Source organism: Thioalkalivibrio sulfidiphilus HL-EbGr7, assembly GCF_000021985.1.
GTDB lineage: Bacteria > Pseudomonadota > Gammaproteobacteria > Ectothiorhodospirales > Ectothiorhodospiraceae > Thioalkalivibrio_A > Thioalkalivibrio_A sulfidiphilus.
This window is the reverse complement of the sequence record NC_011901.1, coordinates 3,145,954-3,159,971: the sequence shown is the minus strand read 5'-3', so window position 1 is coordinate 3,159,971 and position 14,018 is coordinate 3,145,954. Positions and strand designations below refer to the sequence as shown.

The following is a 14,018-nucleotide window of genomic DNA, read 5'->3' as shown; positions in this document are numbered from 1 at the left end:
TGCTTTACACTCCAAGGTAATCCAGGATGCCTTCCGCGGCCTGGCGACCCTCGAACACGGCGGTGACCACCAGGTCGGAGCCGCGCACCATGTCGCCGCCGGCGAACACCTTGGGATTGGCGGTCTGGAAGGCATGCTTGCCGTCGGCGGGCGCCGTGACCCGGCCGCCCTCGTCCAAAGTGATGCCGAACTCGGCGAACCAGGGGGAAGGGCTTGGGCGGAAGCCGAAGGCGATGATCACCCGGTCGGCGGGGATCACTTCCTCGGAGCCGGGCACAGGCTCGGGACGGCGGCGGCCACGCTCGTCAGGCGCGCCCAGCTGGGTGGTGACCACCTTGACGCCTTCCACGCGGCCGTTGCCGACGATCTCCACCGGCTGGCGGTTCCACAGGAACTGCACGCCCTCTTCCTTGGCATTGACCACCTCGCGGCGGGAACCGGGCATGTTCTCCTCGTCGCGGCGGTAGGCGCAGGTGACCTTCGCGGCGCCCTGGCGCACGGAGGTGCGGTTGCAGTCCATGGCGGTGTCGCCACCGCCCAGCACCACCACCCGCTGGTCCTTCATGTCGATGAACTCGTCGGCGGAGCGCTCGAAGCCCATCTCCCGGTTGATGTTGGAGATCAGGAAGGGCAGGGCCTCGTGCACGCCGGGCAGGTCCTCGCCGGGGAAACCGCCCTTCATGTAGGTGTAGGTGCCCATGCCCAGGAACACGGCATCGTACTCGTCCAGCAGCTGCTGGAAGGGGACGTCGCGGCCGATCTCGGTGTTGAGCCGGAACTTCACGCCCATCTCCTCCATCAGCTGGCGGCGGGTCTTGACCACGTCCTTTTCCAGTTTGAAGGGAGGGATGCCGAAGGTGAGCAGGCCGCCGATCTCCGGGTAGCGGTCGAACACCACCGCCTCCACGCCGTTGCGGGTGAGCACGTCGGCGCAACCCAGGCCCGCCGGGCCCGCGCCCACGATGGCCACGCGCTTGCCGGTGGCCACCACGCCGGACAGGTCCGGGCGCCAGCCGGCCTTCAGGGCCTCGTCGGTGATGTATTTTTCGATGGAGCCGATGGTGACGGCGCCGAAGCCGTCATTGAGGGTGCAGGCGCCCTCGCACAGGCGGTCCTGGGGGCAGACGCGGCCGCAGATCTCCGGCAGGGAGTTGGTCTTGTGGGACATCTCCGCGGCCTCGAACAGGTTGCCTTCGGCCACCAGCTTGAGCCAGTTGGGGATGTAGTTGTGGACCGGGCACTTCCACTCGCAGTAGGGGTTGCCGCAGGCCAGGCAGCGGCCGGACTGGTGCTTGGCGGTCTCCGGGTCAAACTGCCCGTAGATCTCCTTGAACTCGTGGATGCGCACCTGCGCCGGGGTCTTCTTCGGGTCCTGGCGGGGGATTTCGAGGAACTGCATCGGGTTGGCCATGACGGATACCTGTAAGCCGTGTCGCACGTTTAGGCACCGTCGCGCACCGCGGGTGCCTGTCAATCACATCAAGCATGAATGCGCCGGTTGGCGGTGTGCAACCCCAGGGGCGCTGGGGTTGCCGGGCGGGTCAGGCGAGGCGGGCCTTCACCTGGGCACTGACCGCCGCCATGTCGGCGCGGCCCTGGATCCGGGGCTTGATCAAGCCCATGACCTGGCCCATGTCACGCACGGAGCTGGCGCCGGTCTCGCTGATGGCCGCGTCGATCATCGCCGTGATCTCGCCCTCGGATAGGGGTTCGGGCAGATAGGACTGGATGACCTCCAGTTCCCGCACCTCTACGTCAGCCAGGTCGTCCCGGCCCGCGCCCCGGTACTGCTCGATGGATTCCCGGCGCTGCTTGACCATCTTGTCGAGCACGGCCAGCACCTGGGTGTCGTCCAGGGATACGCGGGTATCCACTTCCACCTGCTTCACGGCGGCGAGCATCAGGCGAATGGTGCCCAGCCGAGGCTTGTCGCCGGCGCGCATGGCCGACTTCATGTCCTCGGTGATGCGGGCCTTCAGCGGGCTGTCGGTGGACATGGTCCGGGCTCTCCGGGGCGGGTTCGCGTCAAGGCGAACCCCGAGTCAGTCGGTCGAGACTTAGTACAGGCGCTCGCGGCGAGCCACTTCCTTGGACACGCGCTTGGCCTGGCGCTTGACGGCGGCAGCGGCCTTGCGCTTGCGGATCTCGGTGGGCTTTTCGTAGAACTCGCGACGACGGACTTCGGTCAGCACACCGGCCTTTTCACAGGTGCGCTTGAAGCGGCGCAGGGCCACCTCGAAGGGTTCGTTTTCTTTGACGCGTACGTGAGGCATCAGATCATCCTGTCAGGGTTAGACGTTCAACGCCCCGGCTTCCGGGGACAGAGAATCGCGCATTATAAGGATTCATCCGGGAAATGCCAAAGTTTCCGTGTGCGCCGGGTGAGGGGCCGTCGTGCCCGGGATGAACAGGATTTTTCGGGGTTCACATGGCTATAATGATCGGCCGATCGCCTGCGGCGACTGGCTTGATGGGTGTCGCCCGGGTTTGATCGGGCCACCTTGCCCCGATTTGCTTGTCATCTTCTTGATTTGCTTCTGAATCCGGACCCCTGAATGCGCATCCTGGGTATCGAGACCTCCTGTGATGAGACCGGCGTGGCGGTGATCGATGCCGAGCGCGGGCTGCTGTCCCATGCCCTCTACAGCCAGGTGGCCCTGCACGCGGAATACGGCGGCGTCGTGCCGGAGCTGGCCTCCCGGGACCATATCCGCAAGCTGCTGCCCCTGGTGCGCCAGGCCCTGGACGGGGCGGACACCGCCGCCTCGGATCTCACCGGCATCGCCTATACCTCGGGCCCCGGCCTGCTGGGTGCGCTGCTGGTGGGTGCCGGGGTGGCGCGCAGTCTCGCCTGGGCCTGGGGCCTGCCCGCCGTGGGCGTGCACCACATGGAGGGGCACCTGCTCGCGCCCCTGCTGGGCGATGAACCGCCCGAGTTTCCCTTCCTGGCCCTGCTGGTCTCCGGCGGGCATACCATGCTGGTGGACGTGCAGGGGGTGGGGCGTTACCGGATCCTGGGCGAGAGCCTGGACGACGCCGCCGGCGAGGCCTTCGACAAGACCGCCAAGCTGCTCGGGCTGAGCTACCCCGGCGGCCCGGCCCTGGCGGCCCTGGCGGAACGGGGTGATCCGGCGCGTTTCAGCTTTCCCCGCCCCATGACCGACCGCCCGGGCCTGGACTTCAGTTTCTCCGGGCTCAAGACCCGGGCCCTGACCACCCTGCGCGAGACGCGCACCGAGCAGGACCGGGCCGACGTGGCGCGGGCCTTCGAGGAGGCGGTGGTGGATACCCTGGTGATCAAGTGTCTGCGGGCGGTGCAGGAGACCGGGGCTGAGCGCCTGGTGGTGGCCGGTGGCGTGGGCGCCAACCGCCGCCTGCGGCAGCGGCTCAAGGAAGCGGTGGGCGCCGAGGGCGCCAGCGTGCACTACCCGCCATTCGAGTTCTGCACCGACAACGGCGCCATGATTGCCCTGGCGGGGTTGATGCGTTTCCAGGCGGGTGCGGGCGAGGACCTGACCATCCGGGCGCGCGCCCGGTGGAACCTGGAGTCGAAGTCGGAAGTGTGAATTGGGAAGTGTGAAGTAAAGGGTTTCAGTTCCCAATTCACACTTCCGACTTGTTCTTAGTCTTGTTGCCGATCTTCGGTTCCTCGCCGCGCAGCAGGCGGCGGATGTTTGCCCGGTGGCGCCAGTAAATCAGCGCGGCGAGCAGCACGCCGGCGGCCACGTACCAGCGCTCGCCGGTGAGCAGATACATGTACACCGGCGTCAGGGTGGCGGCGGTCAGGGCGGACAGGGATGAGATCCGGCTGATGGCGGCCACGATCAGCCAGGTGGCCAGGGCGGCGAGCCCGACCCAGGCCTGGATGCCCAGGATCACGCCCAGCGCCGTGGCCACACCCTTGCCACCCCGGAAGCCGTGGTAGACGGGAAAGAGATGCCCCAGGAAGGCGGCCAGGGCCACGGCGGCGATCCAGACCGGTTCGAGCCCCAGTGCGTGGGCGACGAGCACCGGCACCAGCCCCTTGAGCAGATCCCCCAGCAGGGTGATGATGGCCGCCCCCTTGCGCCCGGTGCGCAGCACATTGGTGGCGCCGGGATTGCCGGAGCCCTGGCTGCGGGGGTCAGGCAGGCCGGCCAGGCGGCAGACCAGGATGGCGGTGGACACCGAGCCCAGCAGGTAGGCGCCGAGGACCAGGGCTGAGGCCAGCAACATGAGACAGATCCCTTAGAGAATTTGAATGATGTGGGTTGAAGCTGTGGACAACAGGACTGGGCATGATACCCGAGTTGGGCGGGGCGGCAATCCGTGAGCCGGGAATCTGCCGCGGGCATGCCGCCGACCCTGTTGTGCATCCATGGCTGGGGGCTCAATGGTTCGGTCTGGCAGGATCTGGCCGGCGCCCTGGCCGGGCGTGCCCGGGTGCTGGCCCCGGACCTGCCTGGGCATGGCGCCCGGGCCGGTGAAGGCCGTTTCGGCGGCCTCGAGGCCGTGGCGGACGAGCTGGCCGCCGGGCTGGACGCGCGTGTCTGTGTGGTGGGTTGGTCACTGGGCGGGCTGCTGGCCCTGAGCCTGGCGCGGCGTCATCCCGACAAGGTGTCTTCCCTGGTGCTGCTGGCCGCCACCCCCCGTTTCGTGCGCGCCCCCGACTGGCCCCACGCCATGGATCCCGGGGTGCTGGCGGACTTCGCCCGGGATCTGGCGGGCGACTTTTCGTCCACCCTGGCCCGGTTTCTCGCCCTGCAGTTTCTCGGCGCGCCCGGTCGCGGCGAGGCCCTGCGCACCCTGAAGGCCCGTTGCCTGGCCATGCCGCCCGCGCCGGGGGGCCTGGCGGAAGGGCTCGAGATCCTGCGGGGCACGGATCTGCGTGCCGAACTCGCCGGCCTTACGGCGCCGGTACATGGCCTGTTCGGCGATCTGGATACCCTGGTACCGGTGGCCGTGGTCCCGGACCTGCAGCGGCTGCGGCCGGACATGTCGGTGCATGTGCTGCGCGGGGCGGGGCATGCACCCCTGCTGACCCATGTGCAGGAGGTGGCGGATCGCCTGCTGGAGTGGTGCGATGGCGCTTGACGAACCCTACCGCCTCGACAAGCGCCGGGTGCGGGCCACCTTCGAGCGGGCAGCCAGCGGGTATGATCGCACGGCCGTGCTGCAGCACGAGGTCTGTGACCGCCTGCTGGAACGCCTGGACCTGGTGAGGCTGTCCCCCGCCCGGGTTCTGGACATCGGCACGGGCACAGGGCGCGCTGCCCGGGGCCTGCGCAGCCACTACAAGCGGTCTCTGGTGTGCGGGCTGGATCTGTCCGAGGCCATGCTCCACCAGGCGCGCCGCGCTGCCGGCTGGTGGCGCCGCCCGGTGTGGGTGGCCGGCGACGCGGAGCGCCTGCCCTTCGCCGACGGGGTCTTCGACCTGGTCGTGTCCAGTCTCGCGCTGCAATGGTGCGATGACCTGGACCGCACCTTCGCCGGCGTGCGGCGTGCGCTTGCCCCCGGCGGGTTGTTCCAGTTCAGTACCTTCGGGCCCGACACCCTGCGAGAGCTGCGCGAGGCCTGGCGCCGGGTGGACCCCGAGGGTACCCACGTCAATCGTTTCCTGGACATGCATGACATCGGCGACGCCCTGGTGCGTGCCGGGTTCGCGGACCCGGTGATGGACATGGAAATGATGACGGTCACCTACGCCGAACTGGGCCAGCTGATGCATGACCTGCGCGCCATCGGCGCCAGCAACGCCAATGCCGGCCGGCCTCGGGGACTCACGCCCCGTTCCCGGCTGCAGGCGCTGGAAGCCGCCTACGAGGTCTTCCGTCGGGAAGACGGCAGTCTGCCGGCCAGCTACGAGGTCATCTACGGCCACGCCTGGGCGCCGAATGTCCCTGTGGTGGGGCCTGCCGGCCGCCCCGAGCGCTTCATTCCCATCAAGCCCGAATCCTGATCGGGCGGCGGGGCGGACTGCCGCCCCGTTTTTCCTGTGAGCAAACCCCGCTCTGTCCCTCTGTGGTCAGGCATTCACGGCCTGCGCCAGCGCTGATTTCTTCAATTTCTATCCGTTATTGGGATGTCATCCCTGAAAAAAAACAAATAGGTGCTATAAGAATTAAATTGGTTTCTAAGGGCTGGAAGCCTTGGAAAATAAGAAAAAGGGCTGGTCTCGAGGTTTTTCATTATAAGCAGCATTAAAAATATTGATTTTAATGCCGCCCGGATAACCTCTAGATTCCCGAAACATAAGAATTATAAAAGGGCTGCTGTACGCGAGGCTCATGATCTGATGCGAGTCGTCACTCCTGAAAGCGAAGCCAGCGAACGTCGTTTCGTGATTCGCCCCAATCGCTCCCTGAGTCTGGGTGGCAATCTCCTGTTCATCGCCGTGGTGGCGCTGGCACTCGGGATCATTGCGGCGGTGTTCGTCAGCGCCGGCTACTGGGTGGTCGCGCCGTTTGCGGGTCTGGAACTCCTGGTGATCATCCTGGCGGTACTGAGTCTGTACCGGCGCGGACTGATCACGGAAATCATCGATATCACCGCCCGGGCGGTCACCGTGTCGGTGGTCGGCAGGCGCTTTGAGCGTTCCACGCGCCTGCCGCGGGAGGATTCCAGGGTGGTGCTCAGGCCCCCGCCCTGGCGAGGTCATCCCAGTCGGCTGTTCCTGGCGGCCCGCGATGTCTGGGTCGAGGTGGGCAGTTGCCTGCGTGAAGACGAGCGGCGCGGACTGGCAAGCGCCCTGCGCTCCGCCATCTACGGGCCTGTGGTCGTCAGATGAAGTATCGAGCGGCCGCGCCTAGTGCGGTCGGTCGGGTGTTGATGGAAATGGGGGAGTCCTTCGTGGGGTGGACGCCGGGGTCATCCGGAGCCGCTGCGAGCACGAAGACCAGCCTTGAATAATAACTAAGCAGGACGAGGAGCCTCATGTTGGCCACCAAGCGATCACGATCCAGATCCCTTCTTGCCGCTGCCCTGGCGGTCACCGGTTTCGGTGCCACTGCGGCCGCGGACGAGGTGCAGCGTTGGGGAATCAACTTCCCCCCGCCGGCTTCCACCACGGCGCAGGAGATCTATGACATTCACATGCTCACCATGGGCATCGCCACGATCTTGCTGGTGATCATCTTCGCCGTGGTGATCTACTCCCTGATCGTTCACCGCAAGTCCCGGGGCTATCCCGCCGACCAGCGTTTCCATGAAACCTGGTTCGGTCGCTGGTCCTGGGTGTTCGTGCCCGTGATGGTGCTCGGGGTGGACCTGACCATTGCCGGCGCGGCCCAGAAGACCCTCGAGCGGGTCTGGGTGGTGCCCCAGGATCAGCCGCTCCTGGATGTGAAGGTGATCGGTCACCAGTGGTACTGGGAGTTCGTCTACCTGGATCACGACGTGAAGATCGAGAGCCGCTACGTGCCCAAGGAGGAGGCGGGCATCCACTACCTGCGTGAAGTGGATAACCGGCTGGTGCTGCCGACCCACCAGCGGGTGCGTTTCCTGCACACCGCCAGTGACGTGCTGCACGCCTTCTGGGTCCCCGAGTTGGCCGTGAAGAAGGACGCCATTCCGGGCTATGTCACCGAGACCTGGGTGAACCTCACCCGTGAAGGCGTGTTCCGCGGCCAGTGTGCCGAGCTGTGCGGCACCTGGCATGCGCGCATGCCCATCGTGGTGGAGAGTGTCTCCCAGGAACGTTTCGACGCCTGGATCGAGGAGCAGAAGCAGGTCAAGCTGGCTGCACTGGCCGAGGCGACCGCCGAGCGTGAATGGGACAAGGACGAGCTGATGGCCCGCGGGGAAAGGCTCTACAACACCATGTGTGCCGCCTGCCATCAGGCGGATGGTTCCGGCATGCCACCGGCCTTCCCGGCCATCCGGGGCAGTGCCGTGGCGACGGGTCCCATCCCCCGCCACATGGAGGTCGTCCTCAAGGGCGTCCCGGGCACCGCCATGGCTGCCTGGAATTCCCTGAACGATCTGGAGATCGCATCCATCATCACCTACCAGCGCAATGCCTGGGGTAACGATACCGGTGACGTGGTCCAGCCCTCCGACGTGAATGCCGCGCGCTGATTGAGTCTGCTAGGAGAATAAAGACATGACGACCGCCACACATGCCCACGCCGATCACGAGCATCACGGCCCGCCGAGCGGCCTGAAGCGCTGGCTGTTCTCTACCAACCACAAGGACATCGGGACCATGTACCTGGTGTTCGCCCTGATCATGCTGTTCCTGGGCGGCGCCAGTGCCATGGTGATCCGTGCCGAGCTGTTCATGCCGGGTCTGCAGCTGGTGCAGCCCGACCTGTACAACAACCTGGTCACCAACCACGCCCTGATCATGATCTTCGGCGCGGTGATGCCGGCGGCTGCGGGTCTGGCCAACTGGATGATCCCCCTCATGATCGGCGCGCCGGACATGGCCCTGCCGCGTATGAACAACCTGAGTTTCTGGATCCTCCCCGCGGCGGCCCTGATGCTGATCCTGTCGTTCATCGTGCCGTTCTTCCCCGGCGGCGGCACCCAGATCAACACCGGCTGGACGCTGTACCCACCCCTGTCCCTGCAGGTGGGCATGTCCATGGACTTCCTCATCTTCGCCATCCACCTGCTGGGTGTGTCGTCGGTGCTGGCGTCCATAAACATCATCGTCACCATCTTCAACATGCGCGCCCCGGGTCTGCGCATGATCCAGCTGCCCATCTTTGTGTGGGCCTGGCTGGTCACCGCCTTCCTGCTGATCCTGGTGGTGCCCGTGCTGGCGGCCGGCGTGACCATGCTGCTGTTCGATCGTCACTTCGGCACCAGCTTCTTCATCGCGGCCGGCGGTGGTGACCCGGTGCTGTTCCAGCACCTGTTCTGGTTCTTCGGTCATCCCGAGGTGTATATCCTGATCCTGCCCTCCCTGGGTGTGCTGGCCTCCATCCTGCCCACCTTCTCCCGCAAGCCGCTGTTCGGCCATCACTCGCTGATCGGTGCGATGATCGCCATTGCGGCCCTGGGCATGATCGTCTGGGCGCATCACCAGTACACCGTCGGCATGTCCCTGGCCGCCGTGCAGTACTTCATGATCATGACCATCCTGATCTCGATCCCGGTGGGCCTGATCATCTTCAACTATATGATGACCATGTGGCGGGGCGCCATGACCTTCGAGACGCCCATGCTGTTCGCGATCGCCATCATCCTGATGTTCTCCTTCGGAGGACTGACGGGTGTGATGCTCGCGGTGGTCCCCGCCGACATGCAGTACCACGACTCCATGTTCGTGGTGGCGCACTTCCACTACGTGCTGCTGCCGGGTGCCGTCTGGGGTCTGTTTGCCGGCGTGTTCTACTGGCTGCCCAAGTGGACCGGGCACATGTATGACGAGAAGCTGGCCAAGACCTTCTTCTGGCTGCACGTGGTGAGCTTCAACATCACCTTCTTCCCGCAGCACTTCATCGGCCTGGCGGGTATGCCGCGGCGCATCGTGGACTACAACGTGATGTTCACGGAGTTCAACATGATCTCGTCCGTGGGTGCCTTCTTCTTCGGCATCAGCCATCTGTTGTTCCTGTACATCATCATCAAGGCGGTGCGGGGCGGCGAGAAGGCCAAGGCCCGGTCCTGGGAGAACGCCCAGGGTCTGGAATGGGAAGTGGAGTCTCCGCCGCCCCATCACACCTGGACCACGCCGCCGACCATCAAGACGGCCTGACCCTGACAGCGAAGGCGGCGCTGCCGCCTTCGCCCTGAGAAAGAGAGGCAAACCATGATGAGCAGACCCGAGTACCCGCCTGAGCTCAGACGCAAGAACGTCAAGCTTGCCCTGTGGGTGCTGGTGATCGTGATCCTGATGTTCATCACGGCGGTGCCCTTCTGGGTCGGGCTCTTTGAACTGGCCACGGGACTGAGGTGAGAGGTATGGAAAGGGATCCGGATGTGCGCAAGGGCAGCGGCCGCATGGTGCTCTGGCTGGGCGCCTTGACCATCGGGATGTTCGGCTTCGGTTTTGCCCTGGTGCCCCTGTACAACCTGTATTGCCAGGTGGTCGGCATCCAGTCCGCCGATCAGCAGAGGGCGCTCAACGTGCAGGCCAGGGTCGACCCGCTGGGCGAGGTGCAGGACCGCTGGGTGACGGTGCGTTTCGATACCACCGTGCATCCGAGCCTGCCCTGGGCCCTGGAGTCGAACGAGCGCAGCCTGCGTGTGAGGCCGGGCGAGATGCACGAGGTGATGTTCGTGGCCAGCAATCGCTCCTCGGCCAAGGTCACGGGCCAGGCGCTGCCCACGGTCATCCCGTGGCAGGCCAATGACTTCTTCAACAAGACGGAATGTTTCTGCTTCGTGAAGCAGACCCTCGACGGCGGGGAGAGAAGGGAGATGCCATTGCGTTTCGTGGTGTCGCCGGCATTGCCTGACGGGGTGACCTCGCTGACCCTGTCCTACAACTTCATGCACCTGGATGGTTGAGTGGCGGCGAGTTCCGTTCACTTCGGGCTAAGGCATTTCAATAAAAAACATTACAAATGAGGTAGAGCATGGCCAGCGCACAGCACGGACAAGACCATTACTACGTACCCGAGTCCAGCCCATGGCCGATCGTTGCAATGATCTCGGCCCTGCTCATGGTCTTCGGCCTCGCGCTGTGGATCAACGCGGTCGGTCTCGGTGCCTGGATCTTTTTCGCCGGCTTCATCCTGCTGGCCGTGATGTTCTACGGCTGGTTCAGCGACGTGGTGAGGGAGAACCTGTCCAATGTCTACAATGCACAGGTCAGCCGATCATTCCGCCAGGGCATGTTCTGGTTCATCGCCTCGGAAGTATTCTTCTTCCTGAGCTTCTTCGGCGCCCTGTTCTATCTGCGTACCATCGCCTTACCCTGGCTGGGTGGCGAGGGCTATCTGGCCATGACGCACCAGCTGCTTTACAGCGGCTTCGAGGCGGTCTGGCCCAGCGCGGGGCCGCAACCCACAGCCGGTGAGTTCGAGGCCATGGGCGCCTGGGGTATCCCGGCACTCAACACCGCGATCCTGCTGTCTTCCGGCGCCACCCTGACCTGGGCCCACTGGGCGCTGAAGAAGAACGACCAGAAGCAACTGATATGGGGCCTGATCGCGACGGTCGTGCTGGGCTTCATCTTCGTCGGTTTCCAGGCCTACGAGTACATCCATGCCTACCGCGACCTGAACCTCACCCTGGAGCAGGGCATCTACGGATCCACCTTCTTCATGCTCACGGGCTTCCACGGTTTCCACGTGATCGTCGGCGCCATCATGCTGCTGGCGGTGCTGGGTCGTGCCATCAAGGGACACTTCTCGCCCCATAACCACTTCGCCTTCGAGGCGGCGGCCTGGTACTGGCACTTCGTGGACGTGGTGTGGCTGGCGCTGTTCGTGTTCGTCTACTGGCTGTAAGCACTCGGGATGGCCAATGGACTCAACCATTGGCCATCCCGAGTGTGCAGGTGGGGCGGGTTTATCGGAGCCCGGTGGGCTGGAGGAGTCCCGTGGCATAGCCCAGCAGCAGCAGGGCAAACAGGACGAGGGACAGTCCGATGCGCCAGGTCAGCGCACGCACGACACGGGTCTTGTCTCGCTCCCCGCCATCCTTGGCCAGGTAATACATACCCTGGAACAGGGAAAACACGATGAAGGCCAGGAAGAGTACGACGACAATTTTCATGATCATGGCCCTTGGCGGCAGCGAGTCATCCACTTGATTCAGGCAACTATAGCAATTCCATGACAGCGGGTAAGTATGAATTCCGGATCCGCCCGCTACCGACACTCATCATGCTGATACTGGTCACGTTGTTTTCGAGCCTCGGTGCCTGGCAGTTGGAGCGCGCTGAATACAAGCGTGAGCTCGCGCGCAGCATGGATGAGCGCAACGCACTTCCGCCCGTCAGTCTCGTGAATGCTCAGGTCGATCCCGAGGAACTGCGTTATCGCCATGCACAGGCCTTGGGGGTTTTTGATGCGGACAGCCAGTTTTTCATTGAAAACCGCAGGCACGGCAGCCGCACCGGTTTCCATGTGATCACGCCGCTGCGGCTCGCAGACAGCGATGCGCTGCTGCTGGTCAATCGGGGCTGGGTCGAGGCCCCGCCCGGAGGCGGTCTTCCCGAGGCGCCAGTGCCGGAGGGCGAAGTGTCGGTCACAGGCATGGTCTATGAGCCTTCGCCTCCTGCGATCACCCTGCACGCCGGACCGCAAGCCGCCAGGGACTGGGGCAGCCGCTGGCCCTACATGACCGTGGAGTTGTTCCGTGCCACGGTGGATTCGCCGGTCGTCCCCATGCTGCTGCTTCTGGATCGAGGAGTGCCCCATGGTTATGTCCGTGATTGGCCCCGCGAAGAGCCCAAGGTGGGCATGCATATCGGTTACGCGATCCAGTGGTTTGCCTTCGCCCTGATCGTGATTGTCATCTATCTGCGCCTGAGTCTGAGCGCCAAAGCCGTGATGAGGGAGGCTCAATGAATGCAGTGCAGGCCGATCAGGCCTCTGTGACGCAGACCCCGGGGTGGCGCAGGATGATGCCCTTGTGGATCCTGCTGGTCCTCTTTTCACTGCCGGTGATGGCGGCGTGGTGGTTCTATCTCAACCCCGACCAGTTGCCCACGGGGCGGAAGAATCTGGGTGAGCTGATCGAGCCGGTAGTGGCCCTCGACGAACGCTTCGCCTTGCGCCAGGCCGATGGCGCGGCCTTCGATCCCGCCCAACTGCATGGCAAGTGGACCCTGGTCACCCTCAGCTCCACGGGTTGCGCAGACGCCTGCCGCGGCCAGATGGTGGACATGCGTCAGATTCGTCTCGCCGTAGGGGAGGGGCGTTACGTGGTGGAGCGCCTGCTCATCGTGCCCCAGGGGCTGTCGGTGGATGCGACTGCGGAAGAATTCCCGGGCATGCATGTGGCGCTGATCGGCCCCGAGGCATTGCAGTCCCTGCAGGCGCAGCTGCCAGGTCCGGATTCCGCGGACAGTCGCATGCTCATCATGGACCCCATGGGCAACCTGATGATGGCGTACGCCGGGGACGCACCGGCGAAACACGTCCTCAGGGACATGGAATTTCTTCTCAAGGCATCAAGAAACTGGGTAAAGGGAGCTGGTTATGGCCATCGCTGATCTGACGCTGTCCAAGTCCCACGCAGGGTCGTGGCGCCGCTACTACGAGCTGGGCAAACCCAAGGTGGTTGCGCTCATCCTGTTCACCGCCCTGGTGGGGATGCTGCTGTCGGTGCCCGGCATGGTGCCCTGGCACACCATGCTGTTTGGTCTGCTTGGCATCGGGCTGGCCGCGGCCTCGGGCGCGGCCCTCAATCACGTCATCGACCGGCGCATCGATGCGGTGATGGACAGGACCCGCAACCGCCCGCTGCCCACCGGACAGCTGGAGACCCAGAAGGCCCTGGTCTTTGCCATTGCCATGGGCGTGGTGGCCATGGGGATCCTGGTGCTCGCCGTCAACGTGCTGACCGCGGTGCTGACCTTCTTTGCGCTGATCGGCTACGCGGTGATCTACACCGTCTTCCTCAAGCGTACCACGCCCCAGAACATTGTCTGGGGTGGTCTGGCGGGTGCGTTGCCGCCGCTGCTGGGCTGGGTCGCGGTCACCGGCCAGATCACGGTGGAGCCGCTGCTGCTGGTGCTGCTCATCTTCGTCTGGACGCCACCCCATTTCTGGGCCCTGGCCATTCGACGCCGGGAAGACTATGCCCGGGCCGGCATCCCCATGTTGCCGGTCACCCACGGCGTGGCGTTCACCAAGCTCCAGGTGCTGCTCTACACCCTGATGCTGCTGACCGTGTCACTGGTGCCCTTCATCATTCACATGACCGGCCTGATCTATCTGGTCGGTGCCCTGGCGCTGGGTATCGGTTTCGTATTCCATGCCTACCGCCTGTGGCGCAGTCCCGATGACCGCTACGCCATGCCCACCTTCGGCTACTCGATTTTCTACCTGACCGCCATGTTCGCCCTGCTGCTGGTGGATCACTACGTGCGCATGATGATGGCCTGATGACAGGGCGGCGCATCCGATGCGCCGCTC

17 protein-coding genes are annotated in these 14,018 nt (G+C 64.7%); 12 read left to right on the top strand and 5 right to left on the bottom strand.

Annotation, left to right across the window (positions count from 1 at the left end; genetic code table 11):
• Positions 1-4: 4 nt before the first annotated feature.
• The 3 genes from TGR7_RS15135 to rpsU all read right to left on the bottom strand — a co-directional run bounded on the left by TGR7_RS15135 (position 5) and on the right by rpsU (position 2,273).
• A complete protein-coding gene (locus TGR7_RS15135) occupies positions 5-1,411 on the bottom strand; it encodes an FAD-dependent oxidoreductase (protein WP_012639552.1) in 1,407 nt (468 codons plus the stop codon).
• 130 nt (positions 1,412-1,541) lie between these two features.
• The gene (locus TGR7_RS15130; protein WP_012639551.1) at positions 1,542-1,997 is read right to left on the bottom strand and encodes a GatB/YqeY domain-containing protein; all 456 of its coding nucleotides are present in this window, start codon (positions 1,995-1,997) and stop codon (positions 1,542-1,544) included.
• Positions 1,998-2,057: 60 nt separating this feature from the next.
• The gene (gene rpsU, locus TGR7_RS15125; protein WP_012639550.1) at positions 2,058-2,273 is read right to left on the bottom strand and encodes a 30S ribosomal protein S21; all 216 of its coding nucleotides are present in this window, start codon (positions 2,271-2,273) and stop codon (positions 2,058-2,060) included.
• 282 nt (positions 2,274-2,555) lie between these two features.
• Between rpsU and tsaD the strand changes: the two genes are divergently transcribed.
• Positions 2,556-3,566 carry a tRNA (adenosine(37)-N6)-threonylcarbamoyltransferase complex transferase subunit TsaD gene (tsaD, locus tag TGR7_RS15120; RefSeq protein WP_012639549.1) on the top strand — a complete coding sequence of 337 codons (1,011 nt, stop codon included), beginning with the start codon at positions 2,556-2,558 and terminating at the stop codon, positions 3,564-3,566.
• A 37-nt stretch (positions 3,567-3,603) separates the two neighbouring features.
• Here the strand turns inward: tsaD and plsY are convergent, their stop codons facing one another.
• A complete protein-coding gene (gene plsY / locus TGR7_RS15115; protein WP_012639548.1) occupies positions 3,604-4,215 on the bottom strand; it encodes a glycerol-3-phosphate 1-O-acyltransferase PlsY in 612 nt (203 codons plus the stop codon).
• Positions 4,216-4,308: 93 nt separating this feature from the next.
• Here plsY and bioH point away from each other — a divergent pair, with 93 nt between their 5' ends.
• From bioH to TGR7_RS15080, 8 genes are all read left to right on the top strand, one after another.
• On the top strand, positions 4,309-5,073 hold the full coding sequence (bioH, locus tag TGR7_RS15110; RefSeq protein ID WP_148211518.1) for a pimeloyl-ACP methyl ester esterase BioH: 765 nt from the start codon (positions 4,309-4,311) through the stop codon (positions 5,071-5,073).
• Complete coding sequence (gene bioC / locus TGR7_RS15105) at positions 5,063-5,938, top strand: malonyl-ACP O-methyltransferase BioC (protein ID WP_012639546.1); 876 nt, start codon at positions 5,063-5,065, stop codon at positions 5,936-5,938. Before bioH ends, bioC begins: the two co-directional genes overlap by 11 nt.
• 336 nt (positions 5,939-6,274) lie before the next feature.
• On the top strand, positions 6,275-6,766 hold the full coding sequence (locus TGR7_RS15100) for a DUF2244 domain-containing protein (protein WP_012639545.1): 492 nt from the start codon (positions 6,275-6,277) through the stop codon (positions 6,764-6,766).
• A gap of 146 nt (positions 6,767-6,912) precedes the next feature.
• The gene (gene coxB / locus TGR7_RS15095) at positions 6,913-8,055 is read left to right on the top strand and encodes a cytochrome c oxidase subunit II (protein WP_012639544.1); all 1,143 of its coding nucleotides are present in this window, start codon (positions 6,913-6,915) and stop codon (positions 8,053-8,055) included.
• A 25-nt stretch (positions 8,056-8,080) separates the two neighbouring features.
• Positions 8,081-9,682, top strand: a complete 1,602-nt coding sequence (locus tag TGR7_RS15090) for a cytochrome c oxidase subunit I (RefSeq protein ID WP_012639543.1) — start codon at positions 8,081-8,083, stop codon at positions 9,680-9,682.
• A 54-nt stretch (positions 9,683-9,736) separates the two neighbouring features.
• Positions 9,737-9,883, top strand: coding sequence for a hypothetical protein (locus TGR7_RS17655; RefSeq protein ID WP_012639542.1), 147 nt, complete (start codon positions 9,737-9,739; stop codon positions 9,881-9,883).
• 5 nt (positions 9,884-9,888) lie between these two features.
• A complete protein-coding gene (locus TGR7_RS15085) occupies positions 9,889-10,437 on the top strand; it encodes a cytochrome c oxidase assembly protein (RefSeq protein WP_012639541.1) in 549 nt (182 codons plus the stop codon).
• A gap of 68 nt (positions 10,438-10,505) precedes the next feature.
• Positions 10,506-11,381 carry a cytochrome c oxidase subunit 3 gene (locus TGR7_RS15080; protein ID WP_012639540.1) on the top strand — a complete coding sequence of 292 codons (876 nt, stop codon included), beginning with the start codon at positions 10,506-10,508 and terminating at the stop codon, positions 11,379-11,381.
• A gap of 61 nt (positions 11,382-11,442) precedes the next feature.
• On the opposite strand, the gene TGR7_RS15075 is transcribed toward TGR7_RS15080, so the two are convergent.
• Positions 11,443-11,649 carry a twin transmembrane helix small protein gene (locus tag TGR7_RS15075; protein ID WP_012639539.1) on the bottom strand — a complete coding sequence of 69 codons (207 nt, stop codon included), beginning with the start codon at positions 11,647-11,649 and terminating at the stop codon, positions 11,443-11,445.
• A gap of 110 nt (positions 11,650-11,759) precedes the next feature.
• Here TGR7_RS15075 and TGR7_RS15070 point away from each other — a divergent pair, with 110 nt between their 5' ends.
• The 3 genes from TGR7_RS15070 to cyoE are packed head-to-tail and all read left to right on the top strand — an operon-like array spanning position 11,760 to position 13,988.
• Complete coding sequence (locus TGR7_RS15070; RefSeq protein ID WP_148211517.1) at positions 11,760-12,446, top strand: SURF1 family protein; 687 nt, start codon at positions 11,760-11,762, stop codon at positions 12,444-12,446.
• Positions 12,443-13,093, top strand: coding sequence for an SCO family protein (locus tag TGR7_RS15065; RefSeq protein WP_012639537.1), 651 nt, complete (start codon positions 12,443-12,445; stop codon positions 13,091-13,093). The genes TGR7_RS15070 and TGR7_RS15065 overlap by 4 nt, the downstream gene beginning before the upstream one ends.
• Positions 13,086-13,988 (top strand): heme o synthase, encoded by a 903-nt coding sequence (gene cyoE / locus TGR7_RS15060; RefSeq protein WP_425358078.1) that lies wholly within the window; start codon positions 13,086-13,088, stop codon positions 13,986-13,988. The genes TGR7_RS15065 and cyoE overlap by 8 nt, the downstream gene beginning before the upstream one ends.
• Positions 13,989-14,018 lie beyond the last annotated feature (30 nt).

Bases quoted from the DNA above. Each gene is read 5' to 3' on its own strand.
- TGR7_RS15100 (WP_012639545.1), top strand. From the start codon at position 6,275: ATGCGAGTCGTCACTCCTGAAAGCGAAGCCAGCGAACGTCGTTTCGTG.
- plsY (WP_012639548.1), bottom strand. From the start codon at position 4,215: ATGTTGCTGGCCTCAGCCCTGGTCCTCGGCGCCTACCTGCTGGGCTCG.
- coxB (WP_012639544.1), top strand. From the start codon at position 6,913: ATGTTGGCCACCAAGCGATCACGATCCAGATCCCTTCTTGCCGCTGCC.
- TGR7_RS15075 (WP_012639539.1), bottom strand. From the start codon at position 11,649: ATGAAAATTGTCGTCGTACTCTTCCTGGCCTTCATCGTGTTTTCCCTG.
- tsaD (WP_012639549.1), top strand. From the start codon at position 2,556: ATGCGCATCCTGGGTATCGAGACCTCCTGTGATGAGACCGGCGTGGCG.
- TGR7_RS15065 (WP_012639537.1), top strand. From the start codon at position 12,443: ATGAATGCAGTGCAGGCCGATCAGGCCTCTGTGACGCAGACCCCGGGG.
- TGR7_RS15080 (WP_012639540.1), top strand. From the start codon at position 10,506: ATGGCCAGCGCACAGCACGGACAAGACCATTACTACGTACCCGAGTCC.
- TGR7_RS15090 (WP_012639543.1), top strand. From the start codon at position 8,081: ATGACGACCGCCACACATGCCCACGCCGATCACGAGCATCACGGCCCG.
- TGR7_RS15135 (WP_012639552.1), bottom strand. From the start codon at position 1,411: ATGGCCAACCCGATGCAGTTCCTCGAAATCCCCCGCCAGGACCCGAAG.
- rpsU (WP_012639550.1), bottom strand. From the start codon at position 2,273: ATGCCTCACGTACGCGTCAAAGAAAACGAACCCTTCGAGGTGGCCCTG.
- TGR7_RS15130 (WP_012639551.1), bottom strand. From the start codon at position 1,997: ATGTCCACCGACAGCCCGCTGAAGGCCCGCATCACCGAGGACATGAAG.
- TGR7_RS15085 (WP_012639541.1), top strand. From the start codon at position 9,889: ATGGAAAGGGATCCGGATGTGCGCAAGGGCAGCGGCCGCATGGTGCTC.
- bioC (WP_012639546.1), top strand. From the start codon at position 5,063: ATGGCGCTTGACGAACCCTACCGCCTCGACAAGCGCCGGGTGCGGGCC.
- TGR7_RS15070 (WP_148211517.1), top strand. From the start codon at position 11,760: ATGCTGATACTGGTCACGTTGTTTTCGAGCCTCGGTGCCTGGCAGTTG.
- TGR7_RS17655 (WP_012639542.1), top strand. From the start codon at position 9,737: ATGATGAGCAGACCCGAGTACCCGCCTGAGCTCAGACGCAAGAACGTC.